Annotated in this window: 24 protein-coding genes; 21 read left to right on the forward strand and 3 right to left on the reverse strand. The window is 64.6% G+C overall.

Annotated elements, in window-relative coordinates:
• From FIU28_RS17410 to FIU28_RS17495, 18 genes are all read left to right on the forward strand, one after another.
• Complete coding sequence (locus FIU28_RS17410; protein WP_143574456.1) at window positions 1-231, forward strand: hypothetical protein; 231 nt, start codon at window positions 1-3, stop codon at window positions 229-231.
• Complete coding sequence (locus FIU28_RS17415) at window positions 228-1115, forward strand: metallophosphoesterase (protein ID WP_143574457.1); 888 nt, start codon at window positions 228-230, stop codon at window positions 1113-1115. The genes FIU28_RS17410 and FIU28_RS17415 overlap by 4 nt, the downstream gene beginning before the upstream one ends.
• Window positions 1116-2435 carry a hypothetical protein gene (locus tag FIU28_RS17420; RefSeq protein WP_143574458.1) on the forward strand — a complete coding sequence of 440 codons (1320 nt, stop codon included), beginning with the start codon at window positions 1116-1118 and terminating at the stop codon, window positions 2433-2435. It abuts the gene before it with no gap.
• The gene (locus tag FIU28_RS17425; RefSeq protein WP_143574459.1) at window positions 2432-3046 is read left to right on the forward strand and encodes a hypothetical protein; all 615 of its coding nucleotides are present in this window, start codon (window positions 2432-2434) and stop codon (window positions 3044-3046) included. Before FIU28_RS17420 ends, FIU28_RS17425 begins: the two co-directional genes overlap by 4 nt.
• Window positions 3046-3576 (forward strand): helix-turn-helix domain-containing protein, encoded by a 531-nt coding sequence (locus FIU28_RS17430; protein WP_143574460.1) that lies wholly within the window; start codon window positions 3046-3048, stop codon window positions 3574-3576. Before FIU28_RS17425 ends, FIU28_RS17430 begins: the two co-directional genes overlap by 1 nt.
• Complete coding sequence (locus tag FIU28_RS17435; RefSeq protein WP_143574461.1) at window positions 3576-4088, forward strand: VRR-NUC domain-containing protein; 513 nt, start codon at window positions 3576-3578, stop codon at window positions 4086-4088. The genes FIU28_RS17430 and FIU28_RS17435 overlap by 1 nt, the downstream gene beginning before the upstream one ends.
• Complete coding sequence (locus FIU28_RS17440) at window positions 4085-4879, forward strand: hypothetical protein (RefSeq protein WP_143574462.1); 795 nt, start codon at window positions 4085-4087, stop codon at window positions 4877-4879. The genes FIU28_RS17435 and FIU28_RS17440 overlap by 4 nt, the downstream gene beginning before the upstream one ends.
• Window positions 4876-5415 (forward strand): metallophosphoesterase family protein, encoded by a 540-nt coding sequence (locus FIU28_RS17445; protein WP_143574463.1) that lies wholly within the window; start codon window positions 4876-4878, stop codon window positions 5413-5415. The genes FIU28_RS17440 and FIU28_RS17445 overlap by 4 nt, the downstream gene beginning before the upstream one ends.
• Window positions 5412-5651, forward strand: coding sequence for a hypothetical protein (locus FIU28_RS17450; RefSeq protein ID WP_143574464.1), 240 nt, complete (start codon window positions 5412-5414; stop codon window positions 5649-5651). The genes FIU28_RS17445 and FIU28_RS17450 overlap by 4 nt, the downstream gene beginning before the upstream one ends.
• A complete protein-coding gene (locus FIU28_RS17455; protein ID WP_143574465.1) occupies window positions 5651-6199 on the forward strand; it encodes a hypothetical protein in 549 nt (182 codons plus the stop codon). Before FIU28_RS17450 ends, FIU28_RS17455 begins: the two co-directional genes overlap by 1 nt.
• A gap of 272 nt (window positions 6200-6471) precedes the next feature.
• Window positions 6472-6675, forward strand: a complete 204-nt coding sequence (locus FIU28_RS17460; protein WP_143574466.1) for a hypothetical protein — start codon at window positions 6472-6474, stop codon at window positions 6673-6675.
• A 97-nt stretch (window positions 6676-6772) separates the two neighbouring features.
• A complete protein-coding gene (locus FIU28_RS17465) occupies window positions 6773-7318 on the forward strand; it encodes a hypothetical protein (RefSeq protein WP_143574467.1) in 546 nt (181 codons plus the stop codon).
• 90 nt (window positions 7319-7408) lie between these two features.
• The gene (locus FIU28_RS17470; RefSeq protein ID WP_143574468.1) at window positions 7409-7675 is read left to right on the forward strand and encodes a hypothetical protein; all 267 of its coding nucleotides are present in this window, start codon (window positions 7409-7411) and stop codon (window positions 7673-7675) included.
• 100 nt (window positions 7676-7775) lie between these two features.
• A complete protein-coding gene (locus FIU28_RS17475) occupies window positions 7776-8042 on the forward strand; it encodes a hypothetical protein (protein ID WP_143574469.1) in 267 nt (88 codons plus the stop codon).
• A gap of 83 nt (window positions 8043-8125) precedes the next feature.
• Window positions 8126-8431, forward strand: coding sequence for a hypothetical protein (locus FIU28_RS17480; RefSeq protein WP_143574470.1), 306 nt, complete (start codon window positions 8126-8128; stop codon window positions 8429-8431).
• Window positions 8432-8479: 48 nt separating this feature from the next.
• Complete coding sequence (locus tag FIU28_RS17485) at window positions 8480-8881, forward strand: hypothetical protein (protein WP_143574471.1); 402 nt, start codon at window positions 8480-8482, stop codon at window positions 8879-8881.
• Between the two features lies 1 nt (window position 8882).
• Entirely contained in the window at window positions 8883-10073 is a 1191-nt protein-coding gene (locus FIU28_RS17490; protein ID WP_143574472.1) for a hypothetical protein, read from the forward strand.
• Complete coding sequence (locus FIU28_RS17495; protein ID WP_143574473.1) at window positions 10070-10324, forward strand: helix-turn-helix domain-containing protein; 255 nt, start codon at window positions 10070-10072, stop codon at window positions 10322-10324. Before FIU28_RS17490 ends, FIU28_RS17495 begins: the two co-directional genes overlap by 4 nt.
• Window positions 10325-10334: 10 nt before the next feature.
• Here the strand turns inward: FIU28_RS17495 and FIU28_RS17500 are convergent, their stop codons facing one another.
• Complete coding sequence (locus tag FIU28_RS17500; protein ID WP_143574474.1) at window positions 10335-11972, reverse strand: integrase family protein; 1638 nt, start codon at window positions 11970-11972, stop codon at window positions 10335-10337.
• A 410-nt stretch (window positions 11973-12382) separates the two neighbouring features.
• Between FIU28_RS17500 and FIU28_RS17505 the strand changes: the two genes are divergently transcribed.
• Window positions 12383-12916 carry a DUF421 domain-containing protein gene (locus tag FIU28_RS17505; RefSeq protein WP_143574475.1) on the forward strand — a complete coding sequence of 178 codons (534 nt, stop codon included), beginning with the start codon at window positions 12383-12385 and terminating at the stop codon, window positions 12914-12916.
• Window positions 12917-13193: 277 nt separating this feature from the next.
• Window positions 13194-14000 (forward strand): 23S rRNA (guanosine(2251)-2'-O)-methyltransferase RlmB, encoded by an 807-nt coding sequence (gene rlmB, locus FIU28_RS17510; RefSeq protein ID WP_143574476.1) that lies wholly within the window; start codon window positions 13194-13196, stop codon window positions 13998-14000.
• 63 nt (window positions 14001-14063) lie between these two features.
• On the opposite strand, the gene FIU28_RS17515 is transcribed toward rlmB, so the two are convergent.
• The gene (locus tag FIU28_RS17515) at window positions 14064-14666 is read right to left on the reverse strand and encodes a hypothetical protein (RefSeq protein WP_143574477.1); all 603 of its coding nucleotides are present in this window, start codon (window positions 14664-14666) and stop codon (window positions 14064-14066) included.
• A 53-nt stretch (window positions 14667-14719) separates the two neighbouring features.
• Complete coding sequence (locus FIU28_RS17520) at window positions 14720-15148, reverse strand: hypothetical protein (RefSeq protein ID WP_143574478.1); 429 nt, start codon at window positions 15146-15148, stop codon at window positions 14720-14722.
• Window positions 15149-15384: 236 nt separating this feature from the next.
• Between FIU28_RS17520 and FIU28_RS17525 the strand changes: the two genes are divergently transcribed.
• Window positions 15385-15663, forward strand: coding sequence for a hypothetical protein (locus FIU28_RS17525; RefSeq protein WP_143574479.1), 279 nt, complete (start codon window positions 15385-15387; stop codon window positions 15661-15663).
• The last annotated feature ends 21 nt before the right edge of the window (window positions 15664-15684 follow it).

Below are 15684 nucleotides of genomic sequence, written 5' to 3' on the forward strand. Positions count from 1 at the left end.
ATGAAGAGCGCTTGCATCACCATCCTCGCAGTCTGCTTGGTGTTCGCCGCCGGCGCGGTCACCGGCCGCATCGTCCAGCTCGGCTACGACCGCCCGGCGATGAAGACCGAAGCGGAAGCCAACCGCCTGCGCCTCACGGACGGCTGCACGTTCACGCGCAGCATCGGCGGTGACGGCAGCTTCCTCAACTTCGTCTGCGCCGCGCGCAAGCCGACGGGTATGATCCGATGACCAAGCAGATACTCGACTACCTCGAAATGCTCTGCTTGCGGATCCTGATCCTGAGCGATCTGCATCTTGAGCACCGCCCGATCTGGCTTCTGCGCCAGCTCTATGCCGAGTGTGACCTTGTGGTGATCGCCGGCGACCTCGACAGCCCGCTCGACAGCACGATCCGTTGGCTGTCGATGGCGAAGAACTTCGGCGGCGCGCCGATCATTTATGTGCCAGGAAATCACGACTACTACGGCCGCGGCTCGCCGTGGCAGTGGGAAGCCCGCAAGGGCAAGGACGCTGCTCGCGGCACGTGCGTCGGCCTTGGAGATGGCGACGAGGTTTTCTACGTTAACGGCGTCAGGATTCTCGCTGCGACCTTGTGGACGAATTACGAACTGAACGGCACTCGTCATGAGTCGATGATCCGAGCACAACGCGAGATGAACGACCACCGCATGATCCTGCACCAGCGCGAGGATCGCTCCGTCGGGCTCCTCCGGACATCGGACGCGCTCGCTCAGCACAAGCGCGACTACGACTACTTCGAACGCAATCTCGCGATTCCGCACGACGGCCCCACCATCTGCGTCAGTCACCACGGGGTAGCTGGAATGGCCAGCGTGCCCCTCGAATACCACGGCGCCGGCAACGATGCCCTCAACCCAGCCTTCAGCAGCGACCTGACCGAGCTAATTAAGGACTATAGTCCTAACCTCTGGATCCATGGACATTGCCATGGGTCGATCGATGTGACGATCGGCAAAACGCGCATCATCGCAAACCCCAAGGGATATGGTCCTATGTATTCCGGGAGGTTGCCGGAGAACAAAGACTTCGTTGACGAGATGATCGTCGAGCTGCCGCTGCGCGCGCTGACGCCGACGATGGCAGTGAAGTAGATGCCGATCTATGTGATCAACGCTGACGAGCTGCTCGATCTGGAGTTCATCGAGGGCGACGCGCTGACGAACGCCACGGTCGCGCAGGCTTATCAGCGTCACGCCCGCAAGGGCCTCGATTTGCGCATGTTGAAGATTGTCTCCCCCCGCTCGATCGATCCGAGGTACAGCATCTCGAATGCCGACCTGCTGGCTGCCGAGCAGGCTGAACTGCGCGGAGAGCCGGTCTTCATCTCTATGCTCGGGCTCGGCGTCGGTCGCACTTCTCAGATGGTCCACGTCGCTGATTGGTTGTCCGAGCTGCACATCCGCGACCCGCGCCTGTTCGGATCGCTCCACAAGATGAGCTTCGCGCAGATGATCGCGCACTCCGACAATTGGCACGAAGCCATCGCTCGCCGCGCTCGTCGCCTGCAGGACCACGGCATCCCGGAAGATCCCTTCGGCGAGCCGATCGTCATGCACCTGGACGGCGATCTGGAAGGCTGGACGATCCGCTGGTTGAAGACCGACCAGTCCCGCGACACCGAAGGGTTCGTGATGGGCAACTGCGTCGGCGACGGCAACTACGACAACACCGGCGCCACCGGCGGAATCTTCTCCCTGCGCGACCCGCGCAACGCGCCGCACGTCACGATCGAGGTCGAGGCCACCGACTTCGATCACAACGAGGCTTGGGGCCGCGGCAACAAGCCCGTCGCCGAGCGCTACGTCGACGCGGTGGAAAAGGCCATGGTCTGCCTGTGCCTCCGGCTCGACCTCAACGGCTCGCCCCTGAAGCCGGTCGCGGACGGCATCCACACGGACCACGCCGGCCTGACGATCCACGTCCGCGACGGCGTGCTGCACCGGGACGGCGGGCCCGCGAAGTATCATCCGACGGGCATCGAGGAGCACTGGTACCGCGATGGCCGATTGTTCCGCGAGAACGGTCCGACGGTCGTCCACAGCACCGGCGATCTTGTGTTCGGCGAGCCGGCGGTGCTGCTCGATGTGCCGCCGCATCCCGTCCGCATGATCGTAGCTAACGGCTACCGCCAGGAGTGGTTCAAGGGCGGCTTCCTGCATCGCGAAGGCGGACCCGCGGTGGTGTCGGTCTTCAAACCGCACGCGTGGTGGGAGCCGCACGACAAAATCAACTTCGAACACTGGTACCTCGACGGCCGCCGCGTGAACGAGGAGGACGGCAGCTCCTGGATCGATACCGACACGAAGCGCCAGCTCGACATCCTGAATTGGCGGGACCCCGGCGACGCCGGCTTCTTTCCGGCCGAGATCGCCTGGGTCAATCAGATCAGCAACCAGGAGCCCCTCCGATGAGCCGCCCGATCAACTTCGCCGCCTTGAAGAAAGCGCTCGCGGAAACCCGCGGCGATGCGATGGAGACCGCGCGCCTCATCGGCTGCACGCCGAAGACGGTCCGCATCCACGCCCTCGCGCACGGGCTGACCGTCGTGCCGCGCGGACGCGGACACTGGGCCCGCCAGATCGGACCCCGCAAGATCTACACCGACGAGATGATCAAGTCCGCCCTCGCTGCGGCGGGCGACGACATCGACGAGGCCGCCCGCGCCCTGGGCTGCGGCAACTTCACGGTCTACGCCTACCGCGCCCGCATGAACCTGCCGCGCCGCATCGCCGCCGGCCCCGCTCTGCCCTGGACGCCGGAGCGCATCGCCAAGCTGCAGGCGCTCGTCTGGGCCAATCCGCGCCCGCCGATCTACGACCTCGCGAAGGCGATGGGCACGACGGTCTCCGGGGTCCAGACGGCCATGTCGCGCTTCGGAATTGTTCAACAGCGCCGTGCCATGGCGAGGGGAAACACGGTCAAGCAGCGCTCTTGCATCGCCTGCGCGCGCCCGTTCATCTCGGAAGGCTCGCACAACCGCCAGTGCCAGCGTTGCTACAGCATCGCCTGCGAGGTGGCGTGATGGCGGCGGATCACCGAACCTACACCGACGCTGACATCGAGGCCGCGCTCGTCCAGGCACAGGGCAGCAACCGAGGGGCCGCAAAGCTCCTGGGCTGCTGCGCGGCGACGATCTCGAACTACCGCAACCGGTCCGGCAACGTCTGCATTGCGCCATCCGGACGGCCGTGGCGGCTGACCGCAGAGCAGAAGGAGCGCATTGCGCAGCTCCGCGAGGACGGCTTGCCGTTTTCGGCGATCGCCAAAGAGATCGGCTGCAGCGTCAGCGCGACGCAGTGGACGTGCTCGGTCCTCGGCGTCGAGCATCCGACAAAGCCCTACATCGTGCCGCCACGGGATCCGAGCCGCATCAGCATGCGCAATGGCCGGCCCATGCGGTTCTTCGGACCGGCCGAGGACGCCAAGGTCGTCGAGATGTCGATCGCCGGCGGCACCCCGCGGGCGATCGGGAAGGTTCTGAAGCGCGCGCCGAGCAGCGTGCTGAATCGCCTGCGCGTGCTGGCGCGCCGCGAAGAGCGGGAGTTTGCCTGATGGCCGTCCGATTCACCCGCACCCGCCGCGGCCGCCGCGTCGCCCTCCCGTCGGCGCTCGCCAAGCGCATGGGCATCAAGGTCAAGGCCGTCCGGAAGAAGCCGGAGCACGACGACCAGGTGGCGTTGTTCGACGACTTCATCAAGCCGCGCCTGGTCGCCGGCGCCGTCGCGTTTGCGATCCCGAACGGCGGGCATCGCGCCAAATCGGTTGCCGCTGAGCTGAAGGCCGAGGGCGCCACCGCCGGCGTCCCGGACATCTATCTGATCGATGCCGGCTTGAGCTTTTTCCTGGAGATGAAGGCGCTGAAGGGCGGTCGGACGTCCAAGGAGCAGCGAGACATGATCGCCCGGCTGACCCGCGCCGGCGCGATCTGTGCGGTCTGCAAGGGCCTTGCGGAGGCGGTCGCGCAGCTCGAGAGCTGGGGGCTGCTCAAGCCCGAAAATATTTGTGCAATCGAGAATCGTTTCTCCTACTTCAGTCATCAGGCATCACCGGGAGACCTGTCATGAACATCCAAGCAGCCATCAACGCCAAGCTCGGCGAAGTCGCGTCGTTCGTCATCACCACGGCCCAGGACGTCATGCGCGCCGAGGTCGGCGAGCCCGAGCGCGGCGTGCTCGCGGTCCAGCTCCTGCGCCTTCTCGTCTCCGTGTCGCCCGCATCGTTCGCGCCGGCGCCGGTCCCGGTGGTGCAGCCGATCGCTGAGGTCGCGCCCGTCCCGCAGGAAGTGGTCGTGCAGCCCGTCGTGGAGGCGCCGTCGATCGCGGCCGCGGTCGAGCAGCCGGCGCCGAGCGAGCGCAAGGCTCAGAACGGCGGGCGCGTCGTGAAGTTCAACGACGCGATGATCGCGGACGCGGTTTCGAAGACGAGTTCGGTTGAAGCTGCGGCTGCGCTTCTCGGGTGCAGCGACGCTACGATCAAGAAATACCGTCAGCGCCACGGCCTCTCGATGGTCCGCAGCTCGCCGCCGGTGCCGGAGCCGAAGATCGAGGCGGGCTTCGTCACCTTCCAGCCGAACTCTGACGGCGTGCGCTGGAACGAAGAGAACCTGACGAAGCTGCGCGAGATGGCGATGCGCGAGCCGCGCCCGACGATCGCCGCCCTTGCGGACGCGATGGGCACCACCGAGAGCGCGATCCAGACCGCGTTAAGCCGACATGGCATGAGCCGCCGCAACAGGGCTATCTCCAGCCTGAAGCCGCGCGACTGCATGACCTGCACGAAGCCGTTCATGTCTGAAGGCAACCACAACCGCATGTGCGCGCGGTGCCTCAACACGAACGAGAGCGTCGCGGCATGACCACCTTCTTCACCGGCGACACCCACTTCGGCCACAAGGGCATCCTCGAATTCTCGGCGCGCCCGTTCGAGTCGATCGACGAGCACAACCGCGCTTTGGTCGACGCCTGGAACAGCGTCGTGCAGCCGTCGGACACCGTGTGGCACCTCGGGGATTTCGCGCACAGGATCGACGCCAGGCGCAAGGCTTCGATCTTCGGCAAGCTCAACGGTAGCAAGCATCTGATCCTCGGCAACCACGATGACGGCGACACCACCGGGTTGCCCTGGGCCAGCGTCAGGCAGATCGCGGAGATCAGCGTCGAGAGCCAGCGCGTCGTGCTCTGCCATTATGGCCTCCGCGTGTGGCCGGGCATCAGTCGCGGCGCGATCCAGCTCTACGGCCACAGCCACGGAAGGCTTCCTGGCACGGCGCTCTCGCTCGATGTGGGCGTCGACTGCTGGAATTATTGCCCGGTTAGCTTGCCGATGATCAAAGCCCGCCTGGCGTTGTCGGCGGACGTCGAGCCCGAGAACGACAAGGGATTCACGATATGAGCGACCCCGACAAGTTCAAGCTGCTGCGTACGGAAGTGTACTTCATTCCGGAAGATGGGTCGCCGCCCGTCTTGATGAGCAAGGACGCGAAGGTCACGGAGGCGATCCCGTCGCCTGACGCCGCCGCGCTGCCGCCGTTCTCGCTCGATGACTATGTGCTCGACCGCGACCCCGACGAATCCGACGAGGAATACGAAGCGCGCCGTGCCATGTTCATCACGCCGAGGACCATTTGATGCACCCGACCGGCTTCATCCTCGACGACAAGAACGGCCCCGTCGTCCGATTCCTCCAGGACCAGCCGCTGGCCTATGGCGCGAGCGTCAAGGGCCGCGATGCCGGCGAGTCCGGCTTCTTCTGGAAGCAGAGCGAGTGGCTCGCGAACATCGGGTTCCTCACGCCGAAACAAGTCGCCGTTTGCCTCAAGGGCATCGAGGAGCGCAACTGGATCGAGCCGCCGAGGTTCGATCCCTTCGTCACGCTCGCGCCGGCGCGGAAGCCCGGGGATCCCGATCGGTTCATCGTCAACATCTGTCCCGGCCGGCGCCCGACGAAGGAGCGCATCGAGGCCTACCAGGCCGAAGCGAAGGCGGCCGGTCGCAAGATCGAGTGGACCATTGGCGGCATCGCCGACTTCACCTTGGACCTCTACGACCCAATGCTGCAGGCGAACGTCAAGCGCGGGCGGAAATCGAGGTACGTAACCTGCCTGTCCGTGATGCTGGCGCGGGCCGAGGCCGCCGGCGCGCTCGTCGCGGAGCCGTCTGATACCGGCGCCGGATGATCTCAATAGAATGATGTCGTGCGAAAACAATAGAATCCTGTCGTACGAAAACAATAGAATGATGTCGCGAACTACAGAAACGCCTGCGCCGCAGCGATTTGTGTAGTCGCCCAGGTCCGATATTTGAACAATGTTCAAAACCCTATGAAAATCGGGGTCCGCGCGAAAATAAATGAGGACAGCGCGCAGAAAGGGCTTGCTTAAATCCTTCGTTGTCATCACGTTGTAGACAGAGCTTAACGAAGGGTTAACAGCATCACAAGGAGGCCAGCATGCCCGACCGCGTCAAGGTGATCCCCGGCTTCCTCGGTGGCGCGACCGCGGCTTGGCTCGCCGACGACCTCATCGCTGCCGATGCGGCGCTGCGCGATCGGCTCGAGGACGCAAAGGAGATCGTGCCCTGCATCCAGGACTGGCTCGAGCGCCGGTACAGCCGCACGCACCCGGCCCAGCTCGGCCTCGAACTCTGCGACTGAGGTTCGCGACATCGCTCCCACGCCCGGCAGCCGCAAGGCTCACCGGGCTCGGGCCGTTAGGAGGGGCGCCGCTCCTCATCATCACCAGGAGACAACGATGAAGATCCGGATCGAAACCGAAGTGAAGACCGACCCTGCCGGCGAAGACATAGTGTGGATGTCCTCGACGATCGCTGCGAAGCTCAGGGACGCACTGGATGCCGTCAACGGCGCCGCGAAGACGTTCACGCTCACGTCCCCGGCTCACGTCGGAATCCTCGCGCGTCAGGGCGAACGCTTCCTGATCGCGAACGGAGTGCCTCTCTCCGACCGCGCCGGCGCGACCGTCACGATGACCCCGGGCGGGCCGGCGGCGAAGGCATACAAGAACGCTGCGATCTCGACGCGCGTCACGCTGACCCGCGGAGCGAAGTGCTGGTTCCTGACCGGCATCGAACGCGTCAACGTCTGGCCAGGCAACCCCGAGAAGTTCGACGTCGCGATCACCGACGCCGCCGCCGAGAACCTCGTCAAGCGTGCGCTCGCGAAGTTCGGCCGCAAGCCGCAGTTCACGCCGGAGGGCGTCGCGAAGGCGATCTACCAGTCCTTCAACGCCGGCGGAGCCCACGGACTCATGCGCGCACCGGAGCGCCCTTCCGCCTGATCTACCGAGACATCGCTCCTCACGCCGGGCGCCCATGAAGGGCTACCCGGCTTAAGGGCGTGAGAGCATCCAGCTCCGGAGGAACGCACCATGGCCGACTACACCGCCGCCCGCATCGGAAACGCGATCGTCGTCACGATGCCGCTGTCGGCGATCGTGAAGAGCATCGAAGGCGACCCGGTGTACTTCGGCGCCGACCGCGTCGAAGTTCTCGACATCGATGCGCTCGTCGAGGAGATCGTCGCCTCGATCAACGCCAGCAATTCTGCCGAGTCGGTCGTGCTGTGCGAGGCAGACACCGCGCTGGAGGACGGCACGAAGTCGTTGGTCCTGCATCGCAACGCCATCGCCGCATGACCTGCACCGACATCGACCTCACGCCCGGCGCTCGCGAGAGCTACCGGGCCTAAGGGCGTAGAAGCCAGGCATTCCGCCGGCTCAAGGAAGGGAGCGCTAGGTGCCAATTTTGAAACGGATCACCGAGACCGTCGAGGGCGAAGAGATAACGATGGAGGAACAGGTATATGTCGTCGAGGTCTCGAACGGCGGCCAGAAATACTGGCTCAAGGGGACGATTTTCGCGTCCGCCATCGATCGCGCGGACGGGTTCGAGACCATCGATGCCGCCGCCGCCGCCATTCAGAAAGCCGAAAAGTTCATGACGCCGGCGATCCGCAAGAAGCTGGTCGTCAAGCCGTACGGCGGCGATCTCGTCGCCGCCTGATCCTACCTCCATCGACCTCACGCCCGGCGCCTTCATCGGCTACCGGGCCCGGGCTCGTAGAAGCCCTCCCACGAAAGACGCCGATGTCCGCAGTCAAACCGAACCGCCGCGAAGTCGCCCTGCTGGCCTTGCTGAAGGTCGCAGCGGGTAAAGACAGAGCCGCATTCTACAAGGCGCGCAGGGATTTCGAGAGGCACCACGGCGGAGTCCGGGAGCGCCTCGACGGCGTTCGCGCGCTGGAGTTCGAGCGCCACGAGCTGCGGTTCGCGTTGTTCTACGAGCGCGTCCAGCTCCGTCTGGAAGACCAGATCCGCGAGGCGCTCGAGATCTACTCCGACCGTCTCCGCCGCGAAGGCCGGCATGATCCGCCCACGGCGCCGCCGGCCTAGACGACCCAGCACGACCGCACGATCACCCACATCCTCAAGGAAATCCAAATGTCCCCCAAAGTCATCAAGAACGTCATCGCCGAGCACCAGAGCTTGCAGGCCATCGACGCCGGCGACAACAGCATCGACATCCAGATCCACCGCGGCGGCGGTGAGTACGAAGTCATTTTCTGCGGCCTGCCGGGCGACATCGCTGACCCGAAGGCAGCCTTGCAGATGGTGATGTCCGGTATCCACGAGGGCGTCAGGCGCTCGACCGCGCCGGCGCCCGTGCTGCCCTGCGGCCCCGTGTTCGCGAACGACTACACGCAGGCCTTCCGCCGCAAGCACGTCATGTTCACGCTGCCCCGCAACAGCAGCCTCGACGAAGTTAATCTCGGCGTCCGCATCTTCTTCATGGGTCACCGGTATGAGAAGCGCATCGCCGCCGCCAACGTGAAGGGCAAGTAGCATGGCCCCGCAGAACCCCTTCAAGAACATGCCGGCGTCGAAGCCGAAGCAGCCGGTCGTCGCCGCGCAGCCGCCGGTGATCCTCGCGAAGCAGCCGTCGTCGATCGCGCCGGCGAAGGTCACGATGACCGCGATGCCGAAGATGCCGCAGGCCAAGGCAAAGCCGGCGACCCCCGAGGTCGTCGTCGCGACGCCGGCGCCGGTAGTAGTACAAGAAACGTCATGGGACGCCGCCCTGACGGCGAAGCGAGAAGAAAACGCGGAGAAAGCTCTGCGAGTGCGCAGGGATGCCGTCGCCGCGCGGGCCTCTACGCCGTATGTCGCGCCGAAGGAAGGGGAGGAAGAGCCGTGGCGTGTCGCGGCGCGCGAGCAGAACGAGCGCAACGAGGCGATATCTCTGCAAATGCGCAAGGCCGATGAGGAGAAGAGGGCTCGGGAAGCAGCTGCCGCCGCACGGGTCGCGACGGCATATGTCGCGCCAGAGGTGGAAAGCGAAGAGACTGAGGAGGCCATCATCGCTCCCGCCGCCTGGAATGCTGACGACGGCTACACCGTCGTGCCCGACGAGAACGACGAGGACCGCGAGCCGTTCACGATCCAGACCACGCCGCGTGAACAACACTATGCTCGCCCGGTCGCGGTGACGTCGCCCCGAAGGCCATTCCCCGGGAGCCAGCCCGTTGTTGAGAAAAAGCTGAAGACCTTCACCGTCGTGCTCACGCCAGACCTGATGCTGCCGTCCAAGAGCTACCTCGAGAACGTTCCGCGTGACGACGTTCCCTGGCGGTCGGTCGAACTCGAATTCATCTACGACGACGACCGCCGCATGCGTGTCGTCAAGGAAGGCTTCAGGGCGATCACCGAAAACGAAGCTCGCATGCTGCCCTTTTTCAACGAAGACGAACGCAAGGTGCGCTCTTGGCAGTGCCGGCTGCTCGGCATAGAGGATGCGCGTGATCTCTACGGCAAAGACAAAGAATGGAGCACCGGGCCGACTTGCCATTTGTTGGCTCTCCCGACGAGGGTGCTCAAGCTCCACGCCACGACCGGCCGCCCCTTGTCGGAGACCGAGACGCAGCCGTCGTCCGGCCTCATGTCGTCGAGGGTCGGCGTACTTCCGGCCGCCGAAGGCCGCCCCCCGATGCCGAAAATCAGGCCGCGATCGCCGCCGGCGACCGGGAGGGGCACATGACGATCGTCGACGACAACAAGCGCATCGAGCGCATCCAGGCGATCGGCATCCTGCGCTACGGCCTTGACTGGATGGCGAAGATGGCGGCCGCTGCCGGGCTTAGTCGGACAACGATGTCATCGATCGTGTCCGGCCGCCGCAGGCTGACAGAGGATACTTTCCAGAAGATCGTCGCCGGCATCGACAAGGATCTGGAGGTCGCCGAAGTCAACATCGCGAAGGCCAAGGCGATCCGGGCGAAGCTGAAGTAACAGTCGCCAGCTACCACATAGGGAGGCCCTTCGCAGTGCGATCGGCCTCCCTTTTCTTTGTGCGGTCATCGCCGTTGCGTGCCATGAAGACCTCGCGGCGGATCCAGGCGGCGTCGCGCAGCAAAGGATTCGCCCGTACGGCCTCACGTTCGAGATTGAGCAGGTGCTCCATCCAGGCCGACATGATCTCCCTTTTCTTCGCGATCTGCGGGTTCGATGTGTAGTACGTCGCAGTGACGTCAGAAGGCTCCGTGCCCTCCGAATGGTCGAGTATGATTTTCGCGTCGGACTTCTCGAATCCTTGCAGCGTCGATACAAAGTCCGAGAGCGCATAGCGCGGCGCATGAGGCGACCAGTCCACCCCTGGAAGGCTTTCCAACAACTTGTTGAGCATGTTGACGTTTCGGTGCTGGTCCCCCTTGCGCCCGTTGTGGAAGAGCCAGGTGCTGCCATTGATCGTCCGCTCCTGCGCACGCACGGCCTCGGCGCCGAAGCCGAGGACCGGTACCAGATGCGATCGGGAGCCGCGCTTCGTGCGGGTCTTCCTGAAAAATGGAGGCACGAACCAGGCCTGCTCGTCGGGCGACCCGACGTAGCGCTTGAAGCGGTCGGAGGTGGCGCCCATGACTGCTCGGCGGCGCTGGCAGGATGCCAGCAACAGCAACAAGGCATTCGATTCATGCGGCTCGAGCGAGCCCGGGCACCTGGCGATCGCCAGCGCGATGCCCAACTGGATCGGCTCGGGCGCGTCGCCAACTTCGTCGTCGGGATTGAAGGGCTTGTTCGGATCACCCTCCTCTTCGCGGGTGCGGTCCTCGAAGCGCACGGTCCTCAGGTCGGCGGAGACGCCCGTGAGCGAGCGCCGATGGGCCGCCGATAGGAAGCTCCAGAAGGCTTTGATCGTGCGCAGACACCCGTCAGCCATCGGCTCGGCGCGCGCGAATATCTCGGCGTAGGCCTCGGCGATCTCGACGTCTGTGATGTCGCTGACCAGGCGGCCGGTGAAGCGCTGTGTGAATTCGGGCACGTTGAGCTTGATTTTGTAGTCGCGCAGCGTGCCGTCGCGGTTGGCGCGCTCTTTCTCGATCCAAAAGGCCGCCTTGGCTTCTTCCCAATTCCAGGTTCTCGGCGTAGCCGCCTCGATCGCGTCGGCCTCGGCCTCGGCGACCAGGCGAAGGCGCTCGGCTTCCTGCGCGACGCGCTTGCGCTCGATCTCCTCGTCTTCCTTGATGCCCTCAGGGCCGCGCAGCATCCATGCGATGATCTTGGCGGGATCCATGTCCTGGGCCAACTTCGCCCGGATCTCCATGCAGCGCCTCCTGGCGGTCTCAAGGCAGGCGGCCGGGCCGTCGTCGATCTTATTTCCGGTCGCATGGCCCAGTTCGTACCGCACCTGGACGCCGCGGAGAGTGCCACGCACGCACCAGCGGGCTCCGGACGGCTTGATGCGCAACATCAACCCCTTCGTATGGGTGTCGCTGACATCAACGTAGACGCCCTTGCGGCCGGCCGCGATGGCCGCCGCGACGGTAGTGTTGGTGAAGGGGGCGGCCACTGGGGTCAGTCTCTCGGTCTGGCTGGGACAGCCCTGGGTCAGATCCAGAGAGAAAACGCCGAAACGCGCAAAGGTCAATGGCAGTCGTGACATGTCACGTTTTTAAGGCCAACATCCTGAATCTGAACGGGAAGTTTTTACGCAAAAACTTCCGCTTGTACCCATATAAGTAAGCTGACTATGTATAAATCTATGACTGTAAATCAGCCGTCTTATGACTTCGAAGGTTCGAGTCCTTCTTCCCCCACCATCCTGTTTTCATTGAAGAATTAGCCCTGCGGGGCGGCGGCGAGAGCGGCTTTTGCGGTGTTCGGTGCATTTGCCGGAGCGGCCGCGTCGGCCCGGAACCCGCTCGAATCGCGTCGCGGGCTTGGCCCGACTGCACGGCGCCTGCCTGCGGCAACGGCTGCAGCAAATGAGCGAACGACGCCCTATCGTTCCGGCACCGAACGAATCGGCCAGATCGCCCCAAGGCGGCAGAATGCACAAAGGACCACTTTCGCGTGTTTGAAGCCGTCGACTGGGGCTCCTTGTTGGTCCCGCAGAACCCGCTGGCCGAAGTGATCGTGCGCGGCACGTTGATCTATCTGTTGCTGTTTCTGGTGCTGCGTTTCTTCCTGAACCGGCAGGCCGGCGCCGTCGGCATTCCCGACATTCTGGTGATCGTTCTGATCGTCGAGGCGACCACCGATGCGATGGGCAAGAACGGGTCGGTGACCGAGGCAGCCCTTTTGATCGGCACGGTCATGGCCTGGAGCTACGGCCTGCAATGGCTGAGCTTCAGGGTGCCGCGCCTGCGCTTCCTGGTGAGTTCACCGAAAGTCAAACTGATCGAAAATGGACAGGTCTTGCGGCGAAACATGCGGCGGGAGCTGGTCACGGACGAAGAGCTGATGTCGCTGCTGCGCAGCCAGGGCATTGACGATCCAAAGCAAGTCAAATCGGCCTATATCGAAGGAAGCGGTGACATCAGCGTGATCCCACTGGATGGCAAGCCGTCCGGCGATGGCCACAAGGGCGCCGACGCGATGGCATAGGTCAGCCGGATCGCCTCGCCGCGTACGGTGCCGACGGCTCAGCCGAAAATGGCCCACAGCACGAAGGTCAAAAATCCGGCGAGGCTGACGGCGACAATGGCGGCAAGCAGCTCGTTTTCCGTGGCATCATCCATCGACGGAGAACGTGCGGCGAGGCCCGGCGTTCCACCGAGATGCCGCAGCGCCTGAACGCCGCCCGATGGATTGCGCTCGACACCGGCGGCGGAATTGCCTAACCGACCTCACCCGACCACGAAGATTGACGCAGGCGACTGGCATGAATGACCGAGATCGAAAGCCGCGGTTCGCGCGCGGCGGCGGCAAGGGCCGCGACCGCGGTCCGCCGCGGCGCGGGCGCGAATCGGGCGACGGCCCGGCCATCCTGTATGGCTGGCACAGCGTCACGGCAGCCTTGGCTAATCCGGAGCGCAAGATCCGCAAATTGTGGCTGACCGAGAATGCCGCGCGGCGCCTGGCCGACGACAAGATCGACACACGGATCGAGCCTACCATCGTGCCGCCGCGCGAGATCGCCGACCGGCTCGGCCCCGACGCCGTGCACCAGGGCCTGCTGGCGGAAGCCGACCCGCTGGAATCGCCCGATCTGGACTCGCTGACCCAGGACGGCATCGTGCTGGTGCTCGACCAGATCACAGATCCGCACAATGTCGGCGCCATCCTGCGCTCGGCCGCGGCCTTCAACGTCAAGGCGATCGTCACGACCGCCAGGCACAGCCCGGAGGCCACTGGCGTGCTGGCGAAATCCGCCTCCGGCGCGCTGGAGCTGGTGCCGATCATCACCGTCACCAACCTCGCCCGCGCGCTGGACGAATTGAACGACCTCGGCTTCCTGACCGTCGGACTCGACAGCGAGGGCAGCGAGACGCTGTCGGCTGTGCCGCTGCGCCAGCCGCTGGCGCTGGTGCTGGGCGCCGAAGGCAGCGGCCTGCGGCGCCTCACGCGCGATACCTGCAGCGTCGTGGCCAGGCTCGACATGCCCGGCGCCATCAAGAGCCTCAACGTCTCCAACGCGGCCGTGCTGGCGCTCTATATCGGCGCCAGCCAGCTCGGCCTGATGCGCTGATATCCCGAAACAGAAACGCCCGCTCGCATCGCTGCGAGCGGGCGTTTCACTGGCTGAAGCGGATCAGTACATCCGGCGATGATGCTGCGGATGGGCGTGACGCGGCGCATACATCACGCGCGGGCCGGCGACGTGGCGGCGATGATGGTGATAGCCATAACGCGGCGCGTAGCCACGCGGGGCGTAGCCGTAGCGCGGCGCCATGCGGTAGCCGTGGCGATAGCTGGCGCGCATCCGGGGCGGATAGCTGTAGACGGCCGGTCCGCGATAGGCCGGCTGCGCCCAGGACGTGTGGTTGATCGCGTTGCCGTAGGGGCCGCCGTCGTAATAGCCGTAGTTTGGGCGATCATAGCCGCGCGGTCCGCTCAGGGCTGTTTCCTGATAGGTCGGCACCGGCGCGTAATTGCCCGGGCCGCTGAAGCTCGGCCCCTGATTGGCGTAATGATAGCGGCTCGGATCCGGCAGCCGCTCATAGCCGGCGACGCCGGCATAGCCATAGCCGCCGCCGTATCCTGCGCCATAGCCTGCGCCGGCGCAGGGGCTTACATAGGCTTGGCCGCATGGCGAGCAACCGCTGTTGAACAGGCCGCCACAAGCCATCGCCGGCGCTGCACTGGCGGCGACCAGAGCCGCGGCAACTATCAATTTGGAAATCATGTTACGCATAAACGCTCTCCTGGTTGGACATTTTCTTGGTTGAACTAAGTTGAACGAAGTGACTATCGACGTCGGATATCCGGCGGGGCCACGATCACCGCCGGCGGATCAAACGGCACGACCTGCTGTGGCGCGGGCGGCGGCGACGCCGCCGACCAACTCTCGTGGTAACTCTCTGCCGGCTTCGGCAGCTTGCGGTTCTTCGGCGGCTCGATCTCGAGCCGCCCGTAGCCCGGCTGGCGACCGGCGCTAGGGTAATAGTGGCCGACATTCGGCACCGGATCGACGTAACGTCCGCCGTAGACGGTCGGCTGGACGTGGATGCCGCGCGACAGGCCGCGGTCACCCTCGATCACGGCATAGGAGGCATCGATGCCGTTGATGATGATTGGCACGCCTGTCCTGCCGGGAATGACGATATTGAACCCGTCGCCCGCCATGGCCGGCAGGCTGGTCCCGATCACGATCAACAACGCTGCAACGAGGCGCATGGCAATGTCCTGTATTCCGGTGATAGGCTAGCCCAAGCCATCGCGGCATGGGTTAAATCCGCTCGGCATTCTGCTAGTAAGCCTAACGCACCGGCGTTTCCGGAAGTTCAAACGCGTCAAGACACCGCGTATATCGTTAATGATTTGAGCGAGCCCTGCCCTCCGCAGGGACAATTACACCAGCGGAACCGAACGCCCTGACAAGGGTTGCCCATTGCCTGTCCCGGAGATGTTCCATGAAATTGCTCAGTGCCGCGCTCGTCGCCTTCGCCGTGTTGTCGACGCCTGCTTTGGCGGGACACGCCCGGCATCACCATCGGCATCATCATGCCGCGCACGGCCCGATGTATTACGCCGCCCCCGGCCAGCCCTACCGGATCAGCTTCAGCCATAATTACGGCCCCGGCATCCTGCCCGGCACCTATGCCTATTATGACGGTCCGCTGAGGGTCCGCTGCGACCAGTCGGCCGCCGCCTATCGCGGCCAGGACGGCCGCGCACATCCCTGTAACTGATATCGATTCTGAGATCGTGCC

The sequence above is a fragment of the Tardiphaga sp. vice154 genome (genome assembly GCF_007018645.1).
Taxonomy (GTDB): Bacteria; Pseudomonadota; Alphaproteobacteria; order Rhizobiales; family Xanthobacteraceae; genus Tardiphaga.